The organism is Shewanella sp. Koi 1 (assembly GCF_052907445.1).
This window is the reverse complement of sequence record NZ_JBREJM010000001.1, coordinates 3789177-3809989: the sequence shown is the minus strand read 5'-3', so window position 1 is coordinate 3809989 and position 20813 is coordinate 3789177. Positions and strand designations below refer to the sequence as shown.

The following is a 20813-nucleotide window of genomic DNA, read 5'->3' as shown; positions in this document are numbered from 1 at the left end:
AATCAGCAACCAAGGTGCCTAAACGACACCTTGTTCTGACCGGATTAATCGCAGTGGTTAGTGATTTGTTTGTAAGACTTCCTGTTGCAATTTGGCAGGTTTATTCAGGGCTTTTCTGATCAAATCGAGCAAGAAGGCACCCATTAAGAGACCACCGATACTGAAGATGACATCCCCAAACATGCGCATCCAAACCAGCCTTTCAACCAGCGGACTATGGATCACTTCTGGCGAGCGGGCGAACCAATATCCATGGTCGATGACCGCAAAAAACTGCGTAATTCCCACGGGTAATAACGACATGAACACCATAGCCGCTAGGCCAATATTGAGGCTCCAGAAGGCGCCTTTGAGCATTTTGTCATTCCACTGCATATTGCCGGTAAGGCCCCGCAGACAGAAGAGCATCAAGCCCATGCCGAGCATACCGTAAACCCCCATAAAGGCGGCGTGACCATGGGTGGCCGTGGTGTTTAATCCTTGAATGTAATAGAGCGAGATAGGTGGATTGATTAAGAAGCCCAGCATACCGGCACCGACCAAGTTCCAAAACGCGGTAGCCACAAAGAACATAATCGCCCAGTGATAACGTTGCATCCAGCCGCTGGCTTTACGCAGGCGGTAGGTTTCCATGGCTTCGAAACCAATAATGGCGAGGGGAACAACTTCCAAGGCCGAGAAGATGGCGCCCCAAGCGATCACCGAGGTCGGTGTGCCAGTAAAGTAGAGGTGGTGTAGGGTGCCAATCAAGCCGCCGGTTAAGAAGATCACCGTTGTAAATAACACTGCACCGTTGGCACTGCGGCCGCGGATTAACCCTAAACGTACTAACATCAAGGCGATAACTGCGGTGGCAAAGGTTTCGAAGAAGCCCTCGACCCACAGGTGTACTACCCACCAACGCCAGTATTCTGCAATCGCTAAATTGGCGTGTTTACCCATAAAGAGGCCGGCGCCATAGAACAAACCAATCGCCACGCAGGAGGCATAGAGTACCCAAATAACAGGGCGCATCTCGCCTTGCACTTTGAGGGCGGGTTTGATGGCAGCAGTGACTAAGGCAAGCCAAATCAATAATCCAACGAGGAGTAAGATTTGCCATACTCGACCAAGATCTATGTACTCATATCCTTGATGACCAAAGAGGAAGTTCATATCGAGGTCAAAATACTGCTGCACCCCAATCCATTCGCCGGCCATGGAGCCAAGCACTACGACCACTAAGGCTACCCAGAGTACGTTAACGCCAAGACGTTGATATTTTGGCTCATAACCCGATAAGGCGGGAGCAATATACAACCCAGTACCTAACCAGGCCGTGGCAATCCAAAATACCGCTAATTGGGTGTGCCAGGTGCGAGTGACTGAGTAGGGCAGTATTTCTGAAATTGGTAAACTATAAAACTCTTGGCCTTCTACCGCATAGTGGGCAGTGATCCCGCCGAGTAAAATTTGCAGTAAAAACAGGCCAATTGCCGTGATGAAGTATTTACCGACGGCTTTTTGTGAGGCGGTTGGTTTAGTGAAAAACAGCGGATCTTGCTCCGAAGGCTTGGGCAGGCTTTCATGTTTGCCGCTTGCATGGTGCCAGATCAATCCGCCAATCCCCGCAATTAGAGTCACAATACTGAGTATCGACCAGACGATATTATCCGAGGTCGGTGTATTGCCTAACTGGGGATCGAAGGGCCAGTTATTGGTGTAGGTATAGGGGGCATCTGGGCGTTCAGTGATTGCCGCCCAGGCTCCCCAAAAGAGGAACGCATTGAGTTGTTCGCGGCGCGCAAGATCGGGCACTGTGCCCTCTTTCATGGCGTATTGTTCACGAAGATGACTAAGCGCTGAATCGCTCCCAAACAGGGATAGATAATGCTGCTCGACCCTGTTAATCGCTTCGATACGAGTGCTAGACAAGCGAATAAGCACTGTGCCATCGGCCTGTGGCTCGACGCTGTTATGGCGTAAATCTTCCCTTAATGCCTGCTCAAGCCCGGCTTTTTGTTGGGAATTTAATTGGGCGAACGGCGTTTGATATTGCTGCTCTGCGCGAATATCGAGCCAAGCTTCGGCTTCTCTATGTAACCAGTCGGCGGTCCAATCTGGGGCGACATAAGAGCCATGTCCCCAAACCGACCCCAGTTGATGGCCGCCCATGGAGCGCCAGACCAATTGGCCCTGTTCGATATCATTTTCGCTAAACACAACTTGACCATTTACATCCGTAAATGCGTTGGGTATCGGCGGTTTTTCCCGATAAATTTCACTGCCTATGCTCAGTAGGACAGTGAATGAAGCAATCAGCACAACTAACAGTGCGATAGCGGTGAGTTTTTGTTTGCTCATAAGTCTCCTTGATGCAACGTCATTTTGATACGTTTCACCTGATATTGCGTAATACGTGCCAAATGTTTTTGTTGTTGAAAATAAAAGGAAATATAAGTTTTGTGTTATGGTGTATTGTCTTTTTGATACTGAATTTTTATTGTTGATATGACAGCCATTGTCTTTGTGACAGCTTTAGGGGCTTGAATGTCGATAACACAATGAAAAAAGGGATTTTATCTATGCTTTCAAGTTATTGCGGAGTTAATGGGATTTAAGTCGGCATTGGGAAGATACTGTACATTTTTATATGGTTATCCCCACCATTTAGGCTATATGCGGTGAGTTTGTATGGAATAGGTTTTTTAAATGTATTGATAAATAAAGATTTTATCTTGTTTATGGGGCTTAGGTTATGTTCAGTAGGTATTTTTGCTTGTACTGGTTTTTATATAAAAGTTAGTCAAAATGGCCTATTACTGAGGATTTCAATGTAGATGTTTGAAATTTAATATTTAAAACTCCATTAATTTGCATTTTTTATGCTAGTATAGAAACACAAAAATTTTCAACTGAGTCATTTTTAATCTAGGTGATTTCTTTATCGTTTAACTAAACACTCTTGTATTTAAGGAGGCATGTGTGGATGCAGATTCCATCAATAGTTTTTTTCTGATCGGTGCCTTGCTTGCCGCTGTGAGTGTTTTGTTAAGTCCCGTGTCTTCGCGCTTGGGTATCCCTATCTTATTAATTTTCCTCGCAGTAGGGATTTTAGCTGGGGAAGATGGTCCCGGCGGCATTCTGTTTGACGACTACTCAACCGCTTATCTTGTCAGTAACTTAGCCTTAGCCATTATCTTGCTCGATGGCGGTATGCGTACGCGGGTCGCAAGCTTTAGGGTGGCACTCTGGCCGGCATTGTCGCTGGCGACCTTTGGAGTTGCTATCACCACTAGTATCACTGGTGTGATGGCCGCATGGTTATTTGACTTACACTGGTTACAAGGTTTGCTGGTGGGGGCGATAGTCGGCTCCACCGATGCGGCGGCGGTATTCTCACTATTAAAGGGACGTAGCTTAAACGAGCGTGTAGGCGCGACGCTGGAAATCGAATCGGGTAGCAACGACCCTATGGCGGTGTTTTTAACCGTAACCCTGATTGCCATCCTCGCGAACGTGGATGCCGAGTTATCCGCAAGTTTTATGCTGATAAGCTTTATCAAGCAATTTGGTTTGGGGATTTTCCTCGGCCTCGGTGGCGGTTGGCTGCTGTGGAAGTTGGTGAATTTAAGCAAACTTGCCGAAGGCTTGTATTCAATTTTAGTGCTCAGTGGCGGCTTGATGATTTATGCAGCGTCGAACAAACTGGGCGGCAGCGGCATCCTGTCGATTTACTTAGTCGGTTTATTCCTTGGCAACAAGCCTACCCGTGGTCGCCATTCAATCTTAAACGTATTGGATGGCATGACCTGGGTCAGCCAAATCGGCATGTTCCTCGTGTTAGGGCTACTGCTCACACCGTCTGACTTGTTGGATATTTGGCTGCCGGGCTTGGCATTAGCCTTTGGAATGATCCTGTTTGCCAGACCGTTAGCCGTTTGGCTCAGCTTGCTGCCCTTTAAGAGTTTTAGCAGTCGTGACCGTTGGTTTATCTCGTGGGTTGGGCTTCGTGGCGCCGTGCCGATTATTTTAGCGGTATTCCCTATGATGGCGGGTTTACCGGGCGCTCAGTTGTACTTTAACTTGGCATTCTTCGTGGTGTTAGTGTCACTGCTAGTACAAGGGGCGTCACTTACCACGGCTGCGCGTTTAGCTAAGGTGGAGTTACCGCCTAAGCCATTACCTATTTCACGCTCTGGGGTCGAAATTTACCCGAGCAGCGAGTGGGAAGTGTTTGTGTACCATCTGAGTGAAAACAAATGGTGTATCGGCGAGCCGCTCAAACGTCTCTCTATGCCGGATGGCACGAGGATTGCTGCGGTATTTCGCCACAACACACTGTTGCATCCATCGGGTAGTACCTGCCTAGAAGCGGGGGATATTTTGTGCGTGCTCGGGCAAGAGAAGAGCCTAGAGGCCTTGAGTAATCTCTTTAGTCAGGCGCCCGAAACCAAAGAAGTACCACGTTTCTTCGGGGACTTCTTTATCGATACCGAGGTTAAGCTGCTGGATCTAGCGCCGATTTATGGTCTGGAGTTAGACGAAGCAACCGGTGATATGACGGTCGCGGATTTAGTGGCGGCAGAATTAGGTTCACATCCGGTACTTGGGGATCAGTTCCTGTGGCAGTCGTTGCATTGGGTGGTTGCAGGGCTCTATGAAGGCAAAGTCACCAATGTGGGTATTCGCTTACCGGCAGAGGCGTAATCACTGCTTAAGCCTGCTATGCAGGACTTAACAGGATATGATGCTTAGGGTTTCAGCCCTCAATCCTCAACCCTCAACAATGCTTTAAACCGAAAGTTCTAAGATAAAAAATGCCAAGCGATTGCTTGGCATTTTTTTATTCGCGTTTAAGCGCTTATCTCGAACAAACTGAACAAAAGTTTATTTATATAAGGACTTGTCCGTTGGATCTGGGCGAGTCTTAAAGCGGCGGTGAAGCCACATATATTGGGCGCGATTTCTATCGATAATCCCTTCGATTATTTTGTTACCGCGAATGGCATCGGTCAGTTCATCTTCGCCGGGGAAGTTATCAAGCGGCGGCATAATCTCAATATGGTAACCCTTATCGCCTTCGGTGCGCTCCACGAAGAAGGGAAGCACTTTGGCCTTGCCGAGTTTGGCCAGTGTAGTGGCGCCAGTAATGGTCGCGGCATCGGGCACAGCATAGAAGGGAATAAATACCGCACTCGAACGCCCAAAATCCTGATCGGCGGTATACCAAATCACATCGGGATTGCGTAAACAACGCACCATCTGGCGTAGATCGCGTTTAGGTACTAAGGCTTTGTTTGAGCGTAGGCGGCCTTTGACCTGCAGGTATTCCATCACCGGATTGTTGTGTGGGCGGTATACCCCAACACCGGGTTGGAATTGACCAAAAATACGTGCGCCCATTTCCAGTGGTAAGCAGTGCACGGCAAACAGAATCACCCCATGGCCAGCGTTCAAGGTGTCTTGAACGTATTCCTTGCCAGTGATCTGCATATGTTGTTGGATTTTTTCATCGGACCACCACCAGGCATTGATGGTATCGAAAATCGCTTTACCCGTTTCTTCAAAGTTGCGGGTCAGTAGGGCTTCACGCTCCGACTCGGGCATATCAGGGAAACAGAGGGTTAAATTGCGGCGCGCGGTATGGGTACGACTGCCTGCAATAGCCTTGACTAATCGGCCTAGGCCTTTGCCTAACTTCATCTGCCACGAGAGAGGTAACACTTGGGTAATCCGCATCACTAACACCCCAAACCACATGGGCCAGTGCTTCGGATGATATAAGGATGATGAAAACTCAGCTTTCTCGACCACAAAAATACTCACTACTTTTGAAAATTACTGCTTATTCTAACTCATATTTTGCCGAAAATTAGGTACAATCACGGTTTAATTTCTGCAATAGATAAGAGCGCTATGAAGGTTTCTCTGCCAGCATTTGAAAAAGCCAAAGTGTTAGTTGTCGGCGATGTGATGTTAGATCGCTACTGGGTTGGGCCGACGGGACGTATCTCGCCCGAAGCGCCAGTGCCCGTGGTGAAGATCAACCAAGTCGAAGACAGACCGGGCGGTGCGGCCAACGTGGCGCTAAATATCGCGACCCTCGGCGGCCAAGTGCAATTGGCGGGGTTAGTCGGTGAGGATGATACCGCTAAAGCGTTAACCCTTGGCGTGCAAGCCCTGGGGGTTGAGCCACAGTGGTTGAATATTGCCGACAAACCGACCATCACCAAGCTGCGGGTACTGTCGCGTAATCAGCAACTCATTCGCCTCGATTTTGAAGAGTCCTTCGATAAGCAGGATAGTGCGCGTTTACTCAAACAGTCTGAAGCCTTACTCGATTCGGTCGATGTGGTGGTGCTGTCGGATTATGCAAAGGGTGCTATCGATAAGCCGCAGGATTTTATTGCACTGGCTCGCGCTAAAGGTGTGAAAGTGCTTGTCGATCCAAAGGGTTCCGATTTTAGCCGTTACCATGGCGCCTCACTGATCACACCCAATATGAGTGAATTTGAAGCCGTGGTTGGCGCGGTAACCTCTGAGGCCGATCTGCTCGAAAAGGCCCGAGGCTTACTCAATAAACATCAGTTCGACGCTATCTTAGTCACTCGCTCAGAAAAGGGCATGACCTTAGTGACGGCCAATGCCCCTGAGTTACACATTCCTACGGTGGCCCGTGAGGTGTATGACGTAACAGGCGCTGGCGATACTGTGATTTCTGCTCTGGCGACGTCACTCGCCGCGGGCGCAGAATTGCCGCAGGCATGCGCCATTGCCAATACCGCCGCTGGGGTTGTGGTGGGTAAATTGGGCACTTCAACCGTGTCTCGTATCGAGCTGATTGAAGCCTTAGCCCTGCACCACGGTGAGTCGGGTTTTGGGGTGGTGAGTGAAGATCAACTTGCCTATGCCCTAGAGCAAGCCAAATTGCGCGGCGAGCGAGTGGTAATGACCAACGGTTGCTTCGATATTCTGCATGCGGGGCACGTCAGTTACCTCAAGCAAGCCAAAGCCTTAGGCGATAGATTGATTGTGGCTGTGAATGATGACGCCTCGGTCAAACGCTTAAAAGGCGAAGGTCGCCCTGTCAATCAAGTGGATAGACGTATGGCGGTGTTAGCGGGATTAGCCGCCGTCGATTGGGTGGTACCTTTTAGTGAAGATACGCCACAGCGGATCATCGCCAGATTGCTCCCCGATCTTCTCGTCAAAGGCGGTGATTATAAGGTTGAAGATATCGCAGGTGGAGCCGAGGTGATTGCCGCGGGCGGCCAAGTCCAAGTGTTGGGATTTGAAGACGGGATATCAACGACGGCCATTATCCAAAATATCATGGCAAAACAGTGAGTCTCATTGCTCTGACGCTGATCTCTAGCCTGACTTGGGTGCCTATTGGCGACAAGCAGGCGTTAATTTGCCCGTTAGCGCAATTGAGTCAGTGTCTGGCAAGCTTTCCAACTCAGGTCCGTGAACAACTCCCCCGCAGCGAAGCCCAATTTCAAACAGAGCTTGGGCTTCGCAGTGCCATGGTGTTACCCGTCGAAAATAGTCATTTCTCCGGTTTAATCCTAGTAAATGAGCGAGAAACACCAGAGTTTCAACTGCTCAATATCGATGGCACAACCTACCAATATGACCTCAAAGAACAGGAACTATTGACCCTGTGGCATGAGCTAGGACACCTTGAGAATCTGGCCTTGCAGGGCAGTTTATTGCCAAAAGAATTAACAGCTTACCAGCATGAGTGGTTAGCGGATCTCTATCTGGTTTGGCGTGTTGCTAAGGCCAAAGGCAATCTGGATTTAGCCTGGCAGCAATACCACAGACGCAACCTTGCAGCGTTAACAAGTTCGCAGTATATGTCTCACTGGAGCAGCCCGATGATGATACAAGTGTTAAAAAAGTATCAAGTGAGCCAGATTGCCCACTACAGCCAATATCGTGATTTTGTCGCCGATTTTTATCCTAAAATAGTACAAATAGAACCAGAGGTATTTCGCGAATATTCGAGTTTAATGCAGCGTACTTTTGGTGAGACTGTGCTGCAACCCCTGCCAGCATACCTATCTTGGCGTAAGCCGGATCTTGGACGTTACCTTAACCCGACACTGACATTGCTGATGGGGGAGGCAAAGGCCCACGACTGGTTAGTACAAAATTTAATGTTGTGAATATGTAAACAGAATCGATAAATCTCCCTGTTTCAAACTGAACCCTAGCTGAACAAAAGCGAAATACACTTGTTTGGCGTTTCCAAACAGCAGTAATCCCTGAAAGGCTTTGGTAAGCTCTACCCCAGAAAAAGAACAACGGGAGACTTTACTATGGCTAAGCGCTCGCGAGTACAGACTGAGCAGACCATAAATCAGATTATGGATGAAGCGTTAAGACAAATTTTGACTATTGGCTTTGAGACTATGTCTTATACCACGTTATCTGAAGCAACGGGGATTAGCCGCACTGGTATTAGTCATCACTTTCCGCGTAAAAACGACTTCTTAATCCGTTTAGATAGTCGTATTGGCAATTTATTTGTTGCCGCGCTCGACTTTTCTAGCCAAGAAGCCTTAGAAGCCTCTTGGATGAAAGCGATGCAAGAAGAGCATTACCGCGCAGTGCTAAGATTATTCTTCAGCCTCTGTGGTGGCGCGAATAATGAAATCACCCTCTTCAGAGCGGTCAGCACAGCACGTCAGCAAGCCATTGCTGAATTAGGATTGGTCGGTGATCGCACCATCAATCATCTATTAGGCCGTACTGCGGTTATGCTGCTGTCTAATTTTGATGTTGCCAAAGCGGCATAATCATAAGCATCACCACAAAAAAGGAGCCTTAGGCTCCTTTTTTGTTTCTATGGTTTGTCGCGCCGATTACGTGCTCGCGCTGTTAAGTTAGTTAAGCTGCAATGGGGGAGACAGCTGCGCTTGTTTTAACTTTTGTTGGGTAAGATAAACACCGACAGCCATAAAGGTCAGCGCCGCGGCGATCAGGGCGCAAAGCGCATGATGGAACACCAAATGGCTGATAAAGAAGGCTGGGATATCCTCAATACTATCGATAAAGAAGAGTTTAACGATAAGCCCAAAGTACAAGAGTAAGTGCAATATCGCTCCTGTGATAAAGAGGCGCTTAAACTTTTGCACCAAACGAGCGGCGAGATTGATGCTGTAATAGCGGCAAAACAGATAACCGCCGGCGCCAATGCCAATCGATATCCAGCCGAGCCCCAGCAATGAGGTTTTAATCAAAATTGCCGACAGCATAAATAATCCAAGCAGCATCAAGCTATCCTTTCAATGAATGGGGCGACCATAAACAAGTTGCGCAGAGACTAGCTGAGCTGGCTTAAAAACGTGTGAAAACACATCCCTAAGCAGGGGAAAAGATAAAGGGAGCCAAGTGGCTCCCTTTATGGTTAATACGCAAACTTAAGCATTACAGCGCTTTTAAAATCGCCTCAACACTGGCCTTAGCATCGCCGAACAGCATTTGAGTATTGTCTTTAAAGAACAGTGGGTTTTGTACACCCGCATAACCCGTATTCATTGAGCGTTTAAAGCCAATCACGTTTTGTGCTTTCCACACTTCGAGCACTGGCATGCCCGCAATTGGGCTGCCTGGATCTTCCATCGCCGCTGGGTTCACCGTATCGTTGGCACCAATGACGAGTACTACGTCGGTATCGCTAAAGTCCTCGTTGATTTCGTCCATTTCGAGCACGATATCGTAGGGCACTTTGGCTTCAGCCAAGAGTACGTTCATATGGCCTGGTAAGCGACCCGCCACTGGGTGAATACCAAAGCGTACCTTCACGCCGCGATCACGCAGTTTTTGAGTGATTTCAGCCACAGGATATTGCGCCTGCGCCACTGCCATACCATAGCCTGGGGTGATGATGACAGAAGTTGCGTTTTTGAGCATATCCGCCACGTCTTCAGCGTTGGTTTCACGGTATTCGCCCATCTCTTCATCGCCAGATGAGGCCACACCATCGGTGCCAAATCCACCTGCGATAACCGAGATAAACGAGCGATTCATCGCCTTACACATGATGTAAGACAGAATCGCACCCGATGAGCCCACGAGCGCACCTGTCACGATCAGCAGATCGTTTGACAGCATAAAGCCCGCCGCCGCTGCCGCCCAACCCGAGTAGGAGTTCAGCATTGAGACCACAACTGGCATGTCCGCACCGCCGATTGAAGCCACTAAATGCCAGCCAAAGGCGAAGGCGATAAGTGTCATCAACAGTAGGGCTGGCATAGTGCCACCCGTTTGTACGAAGTAAACCAATAGCGCCAATGATACCAATACCGCAGCGAGGTTCAGTTTATGGCGATGTGGCAACATCAAAGGTTTTGAGGAAATTAATCCGCGTAACTTACCGAAGGCCACGATAGAACCCGTGAAGGTCACCGCACCGATAAAGATACCGAGGAACACTTCCACTAAGTGAATGTTGAGCATAGCGCCAGTTAAATGGGCTTTCTCGGCGGCTTTGGCCGCTTCGCTTAGCGCATCCTGCACCGCGGCTAAGGTGGAGTTGATATCTCCGCCAACGGCCACAACCACTTGCGATACTTGCTCTGGGTGAAGGTCGATAAAGCTGTTAAAGCCCACTAATACCGCCGCCATACCCACAAAGCTGTGGAGTACTGCGACCAGTTCGGGCATTTCCGTCATTTCGACTTTAAGTGCTAAACGCACGCCGATGGCACCACCAATCACCATGGCGACAATAATCCAAGCGACACCGCTGGTGTCAGGATTAAAAATGGTCGCCAGTAGGGCGATGGCCATACCTGTGATACCAAATAAATTGCCGTGTTTGGCCGTTTCTTGCTTCGACAATCCTGCGAGACTGAAGATAAAGAGCACGGCGGCAATAATGTAAGCTGCTGTTACCAGTCCTTGAGACACGTTATACCCCCTTAATCTTTACGGAACATCTTCAGCATGCGCTGAGTGACGGTAAAACCGCCAAAGATGTTAATACTGGCGATCAGCACGGCGATAAACGCCAGCACAGTGACCAAGGTTGAACCTTGACCAATTTGCAGCAAGGCGCCGACCACGATAATGCCCGAAATCGCGTTAGTCACTGACATTAAAGGCGTATGTAGTGAGTGGGAGACGTTCCACACCACGTAATAGCCCACCACGCAGGACAGGACAAAAACCGTAAAGTGGGATAAGAACTCGGCTGGCGCAACCGAGGCAACCGCGGCAAAACCCGCAGCACCAAGGGCGGCAAGAATATACTTAAGTTTGGATGGCTTTTTGGCTTCAGCCGCTTTGGCTTCAACCTTAGCCGCAGGTTTGGCGGGCGCTGCCGACACCGAAATCGCCGGTGGCGGGAAGGTCACTTCGCCTGCTTTGACCACTGTCATATTGCGCATCACCACATCATCGAAGTTGATGCTGGCGACGCCGTTTTTCTCTTTACACATTAACTTCATCAGGTTGACTAAGTTAGTGCCGTAAAGCTGTGAAGACTGCGCGGGCAGGCGGCCGGGAAGATCGGTAAAGCCGATGACTTTGACGCCATTCTCGGTCACGAATAGCTCGCTAGGCTGAGTGTATTCACAGTTGCCGCCCGCTTGCGCGGCCATATCGACAATCACAGAGCCGGGTTTCATGCTGTCGACCATCGCCTTAGTAATGAGCTTAGGTGCAGGGCGGCCTGGGATCAGCGCTGTGGTAATGATGATATCGACTTCTTTGGCTTGCTCGGCAAACAGTGCCATTTCGGCGGCGATAAACTCGTCCGACATGGTTTTAGCGTAACCGTCCGATGAGCTGCCATCTTCATTGGTAAAATCCAGTTTGAGGAACTGGCCACCCATAGATTCGATTTGTTCGGCCACTTCTAAGCGTGTGTCGAAGGCGCGAACGATAGCCCCTAGTGAACCTGCGGTACCAATGGCGGCAAGACCCGCTACACCGGCACCAATCACCAGTACTTTGGCTGGAGGAACTTTACCCGCGGCGGTAATTTGTCCAGTAAAGAAACGGCCAAAGTGGTGTGCGGCTTCAACAACGGCGCGATAACCGCCGATATTTGCCATAGAAGAGAGAGCATCGAGGGATTGGGCACGGGAAATACGTGGCACCATGTCCATCGCCATCACATTGATGTTGCGTTTAGACAGTTTCTCGACCAGCTCAGCATTTTGAGCGGGCCAGATAAAGCTGATTAAGGTCGCGCCTTCTTTAATTTGCGCAATTTCAGCATCGGTCGGTGCATTGACTTTAAAAATCAGATCCGCTTGCCAAACCTCTGCCGTGATCTTCGCCCCAGCGGCTTCAAAAGCGGCATCGTCAAAGCTAGACAGTAAGCCAGCATTGGCCTCAACAACAACTTCAAAGCCGAGCTTTTTAAGTTGTTCGACGGTGGCAGGGGTCGCGGCGACCCGAGTCTCACCGGCGAGACTCTCTCTCGGTATTCCAATATGCATGATTACTCCCTGGTGGTTTATATAATCGTTCCGCCTGAGTGCTTCCCCTGAGCTAAACCTAGGTAGGGCTAGGCCGCGATAAGAATGAACTCGTTTATTCAGTTGTGGCAGTTAGCGCATTCAATCTTGGTATGAAATTTGTGCTTGAAAACAAACTTCTTTGCGAGCAACAGAAGGTACTGTACAGCAGGCTCGTCACCATTGTGGCAATACTTTGGTTTGACACAAGCGCATATTGCTCAAGCTGGTCGTTTCTGAACTGGTCGTATCAAAAACTTTTAACCAGTGCACACTTTTGTAGCTTAAATTTTGCACTTTGTATATTCCAAAATGGAATTAAAAATCAAATATTATTCTTTTTTGCTTTTCTAAAACCACGCTAATCTGCTGGACATTACACTGTCATAGGGCCGTCTCATGTTGTTAAAAGAACTTTCATCACTGGCTTCACCCCTGTCGCAACCGCAGGTCGAAAAGCTGAAACAACTCACCGCTGAATTAAACGCGGTGCAACTTGCTTGGGTGAGCGGTTATTTAGCCGCAACGGCCAATGCGTCGGGTAATCTAGCCCAGCTCGCGCCCGTGTCCGATGCTCAGGCGGCGCAGACAGTGACCATTCTCTATGGCAGCCAAACCGGCAATGGCCGTGGTATTGCCAAAGCCTTGGCCGAGAAGGCAAAAGCACAGGGCTATAGCGTGAATCTAGCCTCTATGGGTGAATACAATGTGCGCCAGCTTAAGCAAGAAACCTTGTTATTGCTGGTAGTCAGTACCCATGGTGAAGGTGAAGCGCCGGATGATGCGATTGAATTACATAAGTTTTTAGCATCGAAACGCGCACCTCAATTAAACAATTTACATTACTCTGTGTTGGCGCTGGGCGATTCAAGCTATGAGTTTTTCTGCCAGACAGGTAAAGATTTTGATGCTCGTCTTTCGGCATTAGGCGCCAAAGCGCTACTGCCTCTGGTTGAGTGTGATGTGGACTATGAGGCTGCGGCTGGACAGTGGCACGCCGATGTACTCACCGCCGTGAAGCCACTGATTCAAACCACGGCTAACGTGGTGGCGCTGAATGATACCAGCTCGGCACCAGCTGCCAGCGAGAGCGAATTTACTAAGCAAAACCCTTACAGTGCCGAAGTGTTGGTGAGCCAAAAGATCACCGGACGTGGTTCAGACCGAGACGTGCGCCACGTTGAAATCGATTTAGGCGAGTCAGGGCTGCGTTACGAAGTCGGTGATGCCCTTGGGGTGTGGTTTAGCAACAGTGAAACTTTAGTCGATGAGATTTTAGTGGGCTTAGGGTTAGCAGCCGATACTAAGGTGACTGTGAGTAATGAGTCCATCAGCCTCAAACAAGCCTTGATCGAGAAGAAAGAGCTGACACAGTTATATCCGGGTTTAGTCAAAGCCTGGGCCGAGTTGTCCGCAAGCCCAGAGCTGCTTGCCCTGAGCGAAGATAAAGAACAGGTTCGCCAGTTTATCTTACATCATCAATTTGCAGACTTAGTGGCGAACTATCAGCTCAAGGCCGATGCTAATCTCGATGCAAACAAGTTAGTGGAATTATTACGCCCATTAACGCCAAGACTCTACTCCATCGCCTCGAGCCAGAGTGAAGTCGATACCGAAGTGCATCTCACCGTGGCTTTGGTGGAAGATGAGCACCAAGGGCAAGCCCGTTTTGGCGGTGCATCGCATTTCTTAGCCTCGGCAGAGGAAGGCGCCGAAGTAAAAGTGTATGTTGAACCGAATAAGCATTTCCGTTTACCTGAAGATCCACAAACGCCAGTCATCATGATTGGCCCTGGCACAGGGGTTGCGCCGTTTCGCGCCTTTATGCAGGAGCGCGTGGCGCAAGGCGCTGAGGGCGATAGCTGGTTATTCTTCGGTAATCCTCACTTTGAGCAGGACTTCCTGTATCAAACCGAGTGGCAACAGTATCTGAAAAACGGCGATTTAACCCGTATCGATGTGGCATTTTCGCGGGATCAGGCCCATAAGATTTACGTGCAGCACCGCATCAAAGAGCAGGGACAAACCCTGTGGCAATGGCTGCAAAATGGCGCGCATCTCTATATTTGTGGTGATGCTGAACGTATGGCTAAAGACGTACACCAAGCCCTATTAGCGGTTGCGGTGGAGTTTGGCGGACTGTCGAGCGAGGCGGCGGAAGAATATTTCGAAACCCTGCGCAGTCATAAACGTTACCAAAAAGACGTGTACTAATTAATCGATCCCAAAGATAGAGAGCAGTATCCACGGAGATACTGCCGCCGAACGAATTTTAAGAGGCAGTTGCCATGAGTGAGCAAAAGTTAGCATTAAACGAATACCTAAAGACCGACAGTGATTATCTGCGTGGCACCATCAAAGAGGGATTAGATTCCTCGGTGACGGGTAGTTTTAGCGATGGCGATCAGCAATTGATCAAATTCCACGGCTTCTATCAGCAGGATGACCGTGATTTACGTAACGAGCGTAAAGAGCAAAAACTCGAGCCTTTGTATAGCTTTATGTTACGTGCCCGCGTGCCTGGCGGTGTGTGTACGCCTAAGCAATGGTTAGGCGTGGATGAAATTGCCTCGACGCTTACCAGCTCTAACAGCATTCGTTTAACGACGCGTCAGACGTTCCAATACCACGGCATTCCAAAGCGTAACCTCAAGACCATTATTCAAGGCTTGGACCGTGAGGCGCTCGACTCAATCGCCGCCTGTGGTGACGTTAACCGTAACGTGATGTGTAACCCGAATCCGGTCGAATCTAAGCTGCATGCGCAGGCCTATGAAGTCGCGAAAAAGCTCTCTGATCACCTACTGCCTCACACTCGTGCCTACGCCGAGATTTGGTTAGATGAAGAGAAGTTACTGACTACAGAAGACGAAACCGTTGAACCTGTATACGGCAAGACCTACTTGCCACGTAAGTTTAAGATGGCCGTTGCCGTACCGCCGGATAACGATGTTGACGTCTACACCAACGACTTAGGTTTTATTGCGGTGGCTGAAAATGGTGAATTAGTCGGTTTTAACCTGACCGCTGGTGGCGGCATGGGCTCAACCCACGGCGAAGTGGAAACCTTCCCGCGCTTGGCCGATGACTTTGGTTTTATCAAAACTGAAGATGTGATGAAGTTTGCCGAAGCTGTGATGACAGTGCAGCGTGACTGGGGTAATCGTACCAACCGTAAGCGTTCGCGTCTTAAGTACACTATCGTCGACCATGGCTATGAGAAGTTTAAGGCCGAAGTGGAAGCCCGTGCTGGGGTCAAGTTTGAGCCGAAGCGCGATGTGGTGATTGGCGATCGCGGCGATCGTTATGGCTGGGTCGAAGGTGTCGATGGTAAGTGGCATTTAACCCTGTTTATTGAAAGCGGCCGCATTAAAGACGTGCCCGGTAAGAGTTTGCAAACCGGTATGCGTGAAATCGCGAAGATCCACAAGGGTGATTTCCGCATGACCTCAAACCAGAATATGATTATTGCGGGTGTGGCTCCCGAGGATAAAGCGACCATCGAAGGCCTTGCCCGTAAACACGGTTTACTTGGCCAAGTGTTGACCCAAACTCGCGGTCATTCGATTGCCTGTGTGGCCTTGCCAACCTGTCCATTGGCGATGGCGGAAGCCGAGCGTTATTTCCCTGAGTTTATCGACCATATCGATGCGCTGCAGGCTAAAAACGGCATTAGCGATCAAGCCATAGTAGTGCGTATGACGGGCTGTCCAAATGGTTGTGCGCGCCCATTTGCCGCTGAAATCGGCTTAGTGGGTAAGGCGCCGGGTCGCTACAACCTGTATCTCGGGGCGAACTTCGAAGGCACTCGTCTGAATAAGATGTACAGAGAGAATATCCAAGAGGCTGAGATCCTTGCTGAATTGGATGCATTATTTGCCCGTTACGCGGTTGAGCGTAATGCAGGCGAAACCTTTGGTAACTTCACCGTCCGCACGGGCGTAGTGAAGGCGGTAATCGATGCCGCTAAGGATTTCCATGGCTGATCTTGATTCTGGGGTGACGGGTTCCGGCTTGCCGAACGCGTTGCAGAGCGTGGTAAGTCACAGCGAACTGAAAGCGCTGCTGACGGCGCCTAAGGATGTGCAGCGAGCGGAACTGGAACGCATTAATCGCTTCTTGGCCGGATTGACGGCTCAAGAGCGAGTGCTCTGGGGCTTAGCCTATTTGCCGGGGAATCACGCGCTGTCATCCAGTTTTGGGATCCAGGCGGCGGTGATGCTGCATATGGTGAGTCAGGTGCAATCGGATATTCCGGTGATCTTAACGGATACTGGGTATCTCTTTCCTGAGACATATCAGTTTATTGACCAGCTCACCGAGCGCTTATCCTTAAACCTCAAAGTTTACCAAGCGCCGATGACCTCGGCATGGCAGGAAGCGCGTTTTGGCAAGCTGTGGGAGCAGGGCTTAGACGGGCTCGAGCGTTACAATCGACTGAATAAAGTGGAGCCGATGCAACGTGCTTTGGCGGAACTTGAAGTCGGCACTTGGTTTGCGGGACTTCGCCGTAGCCAGTCGAGCACTCGCGAAGAGTTACCGATATTGGCTATCCACGGTACTCGCTTTAAGCTGCTGCCGATTATCGAATGGTCGAACAAAGATGTGCACTTGTATCTGACGCAATTTGACTTGCCTTACCATCCTCTATGGGATCAAGGGTATGTTTCTGTTGGGGATACCCATTCGAGTAAACCCTTAGAATTAGGGATGACTGAAGAAGAAACCCGCTTTAATGGTCTAAAACGTGAATGCGGTTTGCATTACGAAATATAGTCATCTATTTGATTTAATAGATAAATGCCACAGTATTCCCTGTGGCATTTTTTATTTTACACCACCAAAATGGTATTTTGCTCAATTTTAAAGCGGTTTGGCCGTTAAAGTATTTTGTATGTCATTCTGGCGTCATCAAAGTCAGATAGAGTTTATTTTCATAGAGTTAGTTTAGACTTTTTCATCGGTGATAAATTTTTTGTACATTTTTACTCACAGAGTTATGCACATTAGAATGTTCTGAGCTATATTACAAAGTTCCCGTAGATGGTTTTGAGGGAGTTTACTGCGCAGATATGCCTTAGTCGGTATTTTGCCAAGTTAAGTTGTTGAATATCGTTATTTATGGGCTTAGTTTGCTGTGTAACGATATAACGAGACGGAAAACAGTAGCACTTCCAAAAGACCTTGCTCGCCGCCGCGAGTATCAAGCAGTTTGATTGACTTGCTAGCCCTCGTTAATCTGCCCATTTCACCTCGGTCAGCTGTGGTCAAAGCTGCCGAGGTTGAGCCAACATAGTTAACATCGTTTATTTCGCTAATTCATCAATTCAGCTCGGTTTTTGGCGCTGTTTATGACAATATTATCATCAACTTACACTGTGCTATTTTATGCGGTGTGGCTAATGCCACCGCAAACGGCCCCTTTGGTAAAACTATTGATGAGGATAACTGGATGACCGCCCCTTTGTATGCCATGCGCGATCATGTCAATCGTCCTCAAGGGAACAAATCCAATCGCCCAGCACCCAGACCTAAGTCGCGAGGCTTTAAGCGCATAGTCGCTTGGTTCGTTAAACTCATCTTGGGCTTATTACTCGCCTCTGTTCTAAGCGTGGTGCTACTGCGTTTTATTGACCCGCCGATGTGGACTTGGCGGATTGAACGGGCATTATTCCCGCCTGCACCAGTGACAGAGGTGCGACATCAATGGCGCTCACTCGAGCAAATTTCCCCTGAATTACAATTAGCCGTGATTGCCGCAGAGGATCAAAAATTTGCCAACCACACGGGGTTTGATTTAGCCGCAATAAGTTCGGCCATCGAATACAACCAAAAGGGCAACAAGGTTCGCGGTGCGAGTACCTTAAGTCAGCAAGCGGCGAAAAATTTGTTTATGTGGTCGAGCCGCAGTTTTATCCGCAAGGGAATTGAGGCCTGGTTTACCCTGTTGATGGAATTGATTTGGGATAAGTCGCGGATCCTCGAAGTGTATCTCAATATCGTCGAATTTGGCCCCGGAATATATGGCGCAGAAGCCGCATCGAAACATTATTTTGGTAAGAGTGCCGCCAAATTAACCCGTTATGAGGCATCATTATTAGCGGCGGTATTACCCAATCCTTGGCGATATAAAGTCTCGCCGCCTTCACCTTATGTTGAGCAGCGCTCCGCTTGGATCCGTAAGCAAATGCGCCAGTTAGGGGAAGTGACGCTTAACCGTGTTCATAACGCCGATTAACGGGGAAATAAGGCGATAACCTTCGTCTTATTAATATGTCATGCGCTTTATCGCTGCGATGAACTTTATCTTTAATATGAATTAGGCGCTGAATATGAAATTAATTTAGTTTGCTAAGCGAATTCGCCTTAATAGAGCAGCTTGATTCGCATCCTAGGTTAATTAATGGTAAATTAGCGTACGAATTTCCCCTTCAAATACACTCTGTCCTTGGGCTATTCCCCTCGCTAATGCTTAGCTTGTGTCGGATGTTGGTGTGCCATGACGCGTGTAAAAAGGAATGACAACAGGTCAGTATTTAAATACCGAAGGCGAGTGCTTTCGGTATTATTTTTGTCACTTTGACGGTTATTAAATGGAGTTTTAGATGAAGAAGATTGTTATTGCTGCGGCAATTATTGCAGCGGGCGCAGGTGCTTATTGGTACACTCAGCATGGAACTAGCTCGAGTGCTTCGGCCAATCCTTTGCTTGATTATATCCCTGCCGACACCCCAGTATTTTCAGGTCAATTAAAACCTTTCCCACTGAAAAACTACCTGCAATCCATTTCTAGCAATTACCAGCAATTTTCAACGGATTCGTTGGCCGAGTTAGGTGCATTAGATAGCCCTATGGCCAAGTTCTTTGTCAGCATCTATACGCAGTATATGGATGGAATGAAAGATCCAACCCAATTGCTTAAGACCTTTGGTTTACCAAATGAAGTCGAGCCTTTTTTCTATACCTTAGGTGTGATCCCTGTTCTTAAAACCAATGTGGATCAAATTGATGCATTCTGGGCCGTCTTGGATAAAGCCGAGAAAGACAGCGGTTTCACCCATGAAAAGCGCACCTTAGCGGGCGTTGATTATCGCGCTTATTCACTGGCCGAAGAAGGTTCTACTGAGAAGGTTGACCTGTTATTTGCCCATAAAGATGGCATCTTAACTGTGACCTTATCTGGCACAACGATTGAGCCAGAAATCTTAGAAATGGCCTTTGGATTAAAGAAACCGACTCAATCCTTAGCCGCTTCAGGCATGCTGAAAGAGATCATCAAAACCCATGGTTTTATGGAAGATAGCATCAGCTTTATCAACCACGTTGAGATTGTTAAAGCGATTACGTCTCCCGATGGCAATATGTTAGGTAAGCAGCTCACTCAATTCATGGCTGAAGAAAACCATGGTGAAGATCCGTTAGCGGAAATCCGTACTCCTGAGTGCAAAACTGAGCTAACCGCCATTGCTGCCAACTGGCCTCGTACTGTTGCGGGATTAACGGCATTTAGCTCAACCGAAAAAGAAAGCCATATGGCGGCCTCTTTTGTGGTTGAAAGCAAAAACCAAGCAATCTTAACTGCGCTGCAAAAAATGCGCGGCTACATTCCAACCCACTTAGCTGACATTAACAGCACTATCTTCTCGATGGGACTGGGGATTGACGTTAATGAAGTTGCGCCTTCACTGACGGCGATTTGGGACGATCTGCAAAAGCCACAGTTAACCTGTGCGCCGCTTGCCGAGTTACAAGCCGAATTAAGCCAACAAAGCCCTGCGATGCTGGGGATGTTTACTGGCATGGCGAACGGCGTTAAAGGTGTGAGCCTGTCATTGCTCGACTATAAGATGAGCTCTCAAGACCAAGAGCCTAAGCTTGAAAGCTTGGATGCCTTAGTGAGCTTAACGGCCGATAACCCATCAATGCTGTTCAACATGGTGAAACCTTTTGCTCCAATGCTGGCCGAACTGCAAGTTGCAGATAATGGTGAGCCTACCGATTTATCACCACTGTTAATGTTGCCGCCTGAGATGAACATCAAGCCGATGCTGGCCATTAAGGGACAACACTTAGTGGTTTACTCTGGCGATAAAGGCTTAGCGTTAGCCAATAAACTGGCTGGCGAAAAGCCATCGGCCAATGGGCTTTACAGCATGTCGGCTGACTACGGTAAGATGTTTACCCCAGTGTTAACCCTATTAGAACTGACTGGCGAGCCGATTCCTGAAGAGCTGCAAGCGCTGAAAGATTACAATATGCGCGTACAAATGAGCTTCGATGTGAATAAACAGGGCTTAGTGTTTGGTTCAGTGATGAACTCAAAGGCGAGCGAGAAGAAGTAAGCTTTATGCCAAT

The 20813-nt window shown here is 48.7% G+C and carries 14 protein-coding genes; 9 read left to right on the top strand and 5 right to left on the bottom strand.

Features of this window, described 5'->3' with window-relative positions; genetic code table 11:
- Nucleotides 1-57 precede the first annotated feature (57 nt).
- Nucleotides 58-2343 (bottom strand): nitric-oxide reductase large subunit, encoded by a 2286-nt coding sequence (locus tag ACUZ8J_RS16800; protein WP_446694419.1) that lies wholly within the window; start codon nt 2341-2343, stop codon nt 58-60.
- 621 nt (nt 2344-2964) lie between these two features.
- Here ACUZ8J_RS16800 and ACUZ8J_RS16795 point away from each other — a divergent pair.
- Nucleotides 2965-4689 carry a potassium/proton antiporter gene (locus tag ACUZ8J_RS16795; protein WP_446694418.1) on the top strand — a complete coding sequence of 575 codons (1725 nt, stop codon included), beginning with the start codon at nt 2965-2967 and terminating at the stop codon, nt 4687-4689.
- A 180-nt stretch (nt 4690-4869) separates the two neighbouring features.
- Here the strand turns inward: ACUZ8J_RS16795 and ACUZ8J_RS16790 are convergent, their stop codons facing one another.
- Nucleotides 4870-5796 carry an LpxL/LpxP family Kdo(2)-lipid IV(A) lauroyl/palmitoleoyl acyltransferase gene (locus ACUZ8J_RS16790; protein ID WP_126512482.1) on the bottom strand — a complete coding sequence of 309 codons (927 nt, stop codon included), beginning with the start codon at nt 5794-5796 and terminating at the stop codon, nt 4870-4872.
- Between the two features lie 102 nt (nt 5797-5898).
- Here ACUZ8J_RS16790 and hldE point away from each other — a divergent pair, with 102 nt between their 5' ends.
- The 3 genes from hldE to ACUZ8J_RS16775 all read left to right on the top strand — a co-directional run bounded on the left by hldE (nt 5899) and on the right by ACUZ8J_RS16775 (nt 8786).
- Nucleotides 5899-7329 (top strand): bifunctional D-glycero-beta-D-manno-heptose-7-phosphate kinase/D-glycero-beta-D-manno-heptose 1-phosphate adenylyltransferase HldE, encoded by a 1431-nt coding sequence (hldE, locus tag ACUZ8J_RS16785; RefSeq protein ID WP_011715992.1) that lies wholly within the window; start codon nt 5899-5901, stop codon nt 7327-7329.
- Nucleotides 7326-8153 carry a hypothetical protein gene (locus ACUZ8J_RS16780; protein ID WP_446694417.1) on the top strand — a complete coding sequence of 276 codons (828 nt, stop codon included), beginning with the start codon at nt 7326-7328 and terminating at the stop codon, nt 8151-8153. Before hldE ends, ACUZ8J_RS16780 begins: the two co-directional genes overlap by 4 nt.
- A gap of 153 nt (nt 8154-8306) precedes the next feature.
- Nucleotides 8307-8786, top strand: a complete 480-nt coding sequence (locus tag ACUZ8J_RS16775) for a TetR family transcriptional regulator (protein ID WP_011623828.1) — start codon at nt 8307-8309, stop codon at nt 8784-8786.
- A gap of 87 nt (nt 8787-8873) precedes the next feature.
- Here the strand turns inward: ACUZ8J_RS16775 and ACUZ8J_RS16770 are convergent, their stop codons facing one another.
- From ACUZ8J_RS16770 to ACUZ8J_RS16760, 3 genes are all read right to left on the bottom strand, one after another.
- Nucleotides 8874-9263 carry a hypothetical protein gene (locus tag ACUZ8J_RS16770; RefSeq protein WP_446694416.1) on the bottom strand — a complete coding sequence of 130 codons (390 nt, stop codon included), beginning with the start codon at nt 9261-9263 and terminating at the stop codon, nt 8874-8876.
- Nucleotides 9264-9417: 154 nt separating this feature from the next.
- Nucleotides 9418-10902: a Re/Si-specific NAD(P)(+) transhydrogenase subunit beta gene (gene pntB, locus ACUZ8J_RS16765; RefSeq protein WP_011623826.1), complete on the bottom strand. Its 1485-nt coding sequence runs from the start codon at nt 10900-10902 to the stop codon at nt 9418-9420.
- An 11-nt stretch (nt 10903-10913) separates the two neighbouring features.
- Nucleotides 10914-12440: a Re/Si-specific NAD(P)(+) transhydrogenase subunit alpha gene (locus ACUZ8J_RS16760; protein WP_446694415.1), complete on the bottom strand. Its 1527-nt coding sequence runs from the start codon at nt 12438-12440 to the stop codon at nt 10914-10916.
- 417 nt (nt 12441-12857) lie between these two features.
- On the opposite strand from ACUZ8J_RS16760, the gene ACUZ8J_RS16755 reads away from it, so the two are divergent.
- The 5 genes from ACUZ8J_RS16755 (at nt 12858) to ACUZ8J_RS16735 (ending at nt 20800) form a co-directional block, all read left to right on the top strand.
- Complete coding sequence (locus ACUZ8J_RS16755; protein ID WP_446694414.1) at nt 12858-14672, top strand: assimilatory sulfite reductase (NADPH) flavoprotein subunit; 1815 nt, start codon at nt 12858-12860, stop codon at nt 14670-14672.
- Nucleotides 14673-14746: 74 nt separating this feature from the next.
- Nucleotides 14747-16444 (top strand): assimilatory sulfite reductase (NADPH) hemoprotein subunit, encoded by a 1698-nt coding sequence (cysI, locus tag ACUZ8J_RS16750; protein WP_011625339.1) that lies wholly within the window; start codon nt 14747-14749, stop codon nt 16442-16444.
- Entirely contained in the window at nt 16437-17234 is a 798-nt protein-coding gene (locus ACUZ8J_RS16745) for a phosphoadenylyl-sulfate reductase (protein ID WP_011623822.1), read from the top strand. Before cysI ends, ACUZ8J_RS16745 begins: the two co-directional genes overlap by 8 nt.
- A 676-nt stretch (nt 17235-17910) precedes the next feature.
- Nucleotides 17911-18696, top strand: coding sequence for a monofunctional biosynthetic peptidoglycan transglycosylase (gene mtgA, locus ACUZ8J_RS16740; RefSeq protein WP_446694413.1), 786 nt, complete (start codon nt 17911-17913; stop codon nt 18694-18696).
- Nucleotides 18697-19063: 367 nt separating this feature from the next.
- Complete coding sequence (locus tag ACUZ8J_RS16735) at nt 19064-20800, top strand: hypothetical protein (RefSeq protein WP_446694412.1); 1737 nt, start codon at nt 19064-19066, stop codon at nt 20798-20800.
- Nucleotides 20801-20813 lie beyond the last annotated feature (13 nt).

Coding starts and splice junctions, on each gene's coding strand:
- ACUZ8J_RS16775 (WP_011623828.1), top strand. CDS start 8,307: ATGGCTAAGCGCTCGCGAGTACAGACTGAGCAGACCATAAATCAGATT.
- ACUZ8J_RS16735 (WP_446694412.1), top strand. CDS start 19,064: ATGAAGAAGATTGTTATTGCTGCGGCAATTATTGCAGCGGGCGCAGGT.
- ACUZ8J_RS16745 (WP_011623822.1), top strand. CDS start 16,437: ATGGCTGATCTTGATTCTGGGGTGACGGGTTCCGGCTTGCCGAACGCG.
- hldE (WP_011715992.1), top strand. CDS start 5,899: ATGAAGGTTTCTCTGCCAGCATTTGAAAAAGCCAAAGTGTTAGTTGTC.
- ACUZ8J_RS16770 (WP_446694416.1), bottom strand. CDS start 9,263: ATGCTGCTTGGATTATTTATGCTGTCGGCAATTTTGATTAAAACCTCA.
- ACUZ8J_RS16800 (WP_446694419.1), bottom strand. CDS start 2,343: ATGAGCAAACAAAAACTCACCGCTATCGCACTGTTAGTTGTGCTGATT.
- ACUZ8J_RS16760 (WP_446694415.1), bottom strand. CDS start 12,440: ATGCATATTGGAATACCGAGAGAGAGTCTCGCCGGTGAGACTCGGGTC.
- cysI (WP_011625339.1), top strand. CDS start 14,747: ATGAGTGAGCAAAAGTTAGCATTAAACGAATACCTAAAGACCGACAGT.
- ACUZ8J_RS16755 (WP_446694414.1), top strand. CDS start 12,858: ATGTTGTTAAAAGAACTTTCATCACTGGCTTCACCCCTGTCGCAACCG.
- mtgA (WP_446694413.1), top strand. CDS start 17,911: ATGACCGCCCCTTTGTATGCCATGCGCGATCATGTCAATCGTCCTCAA.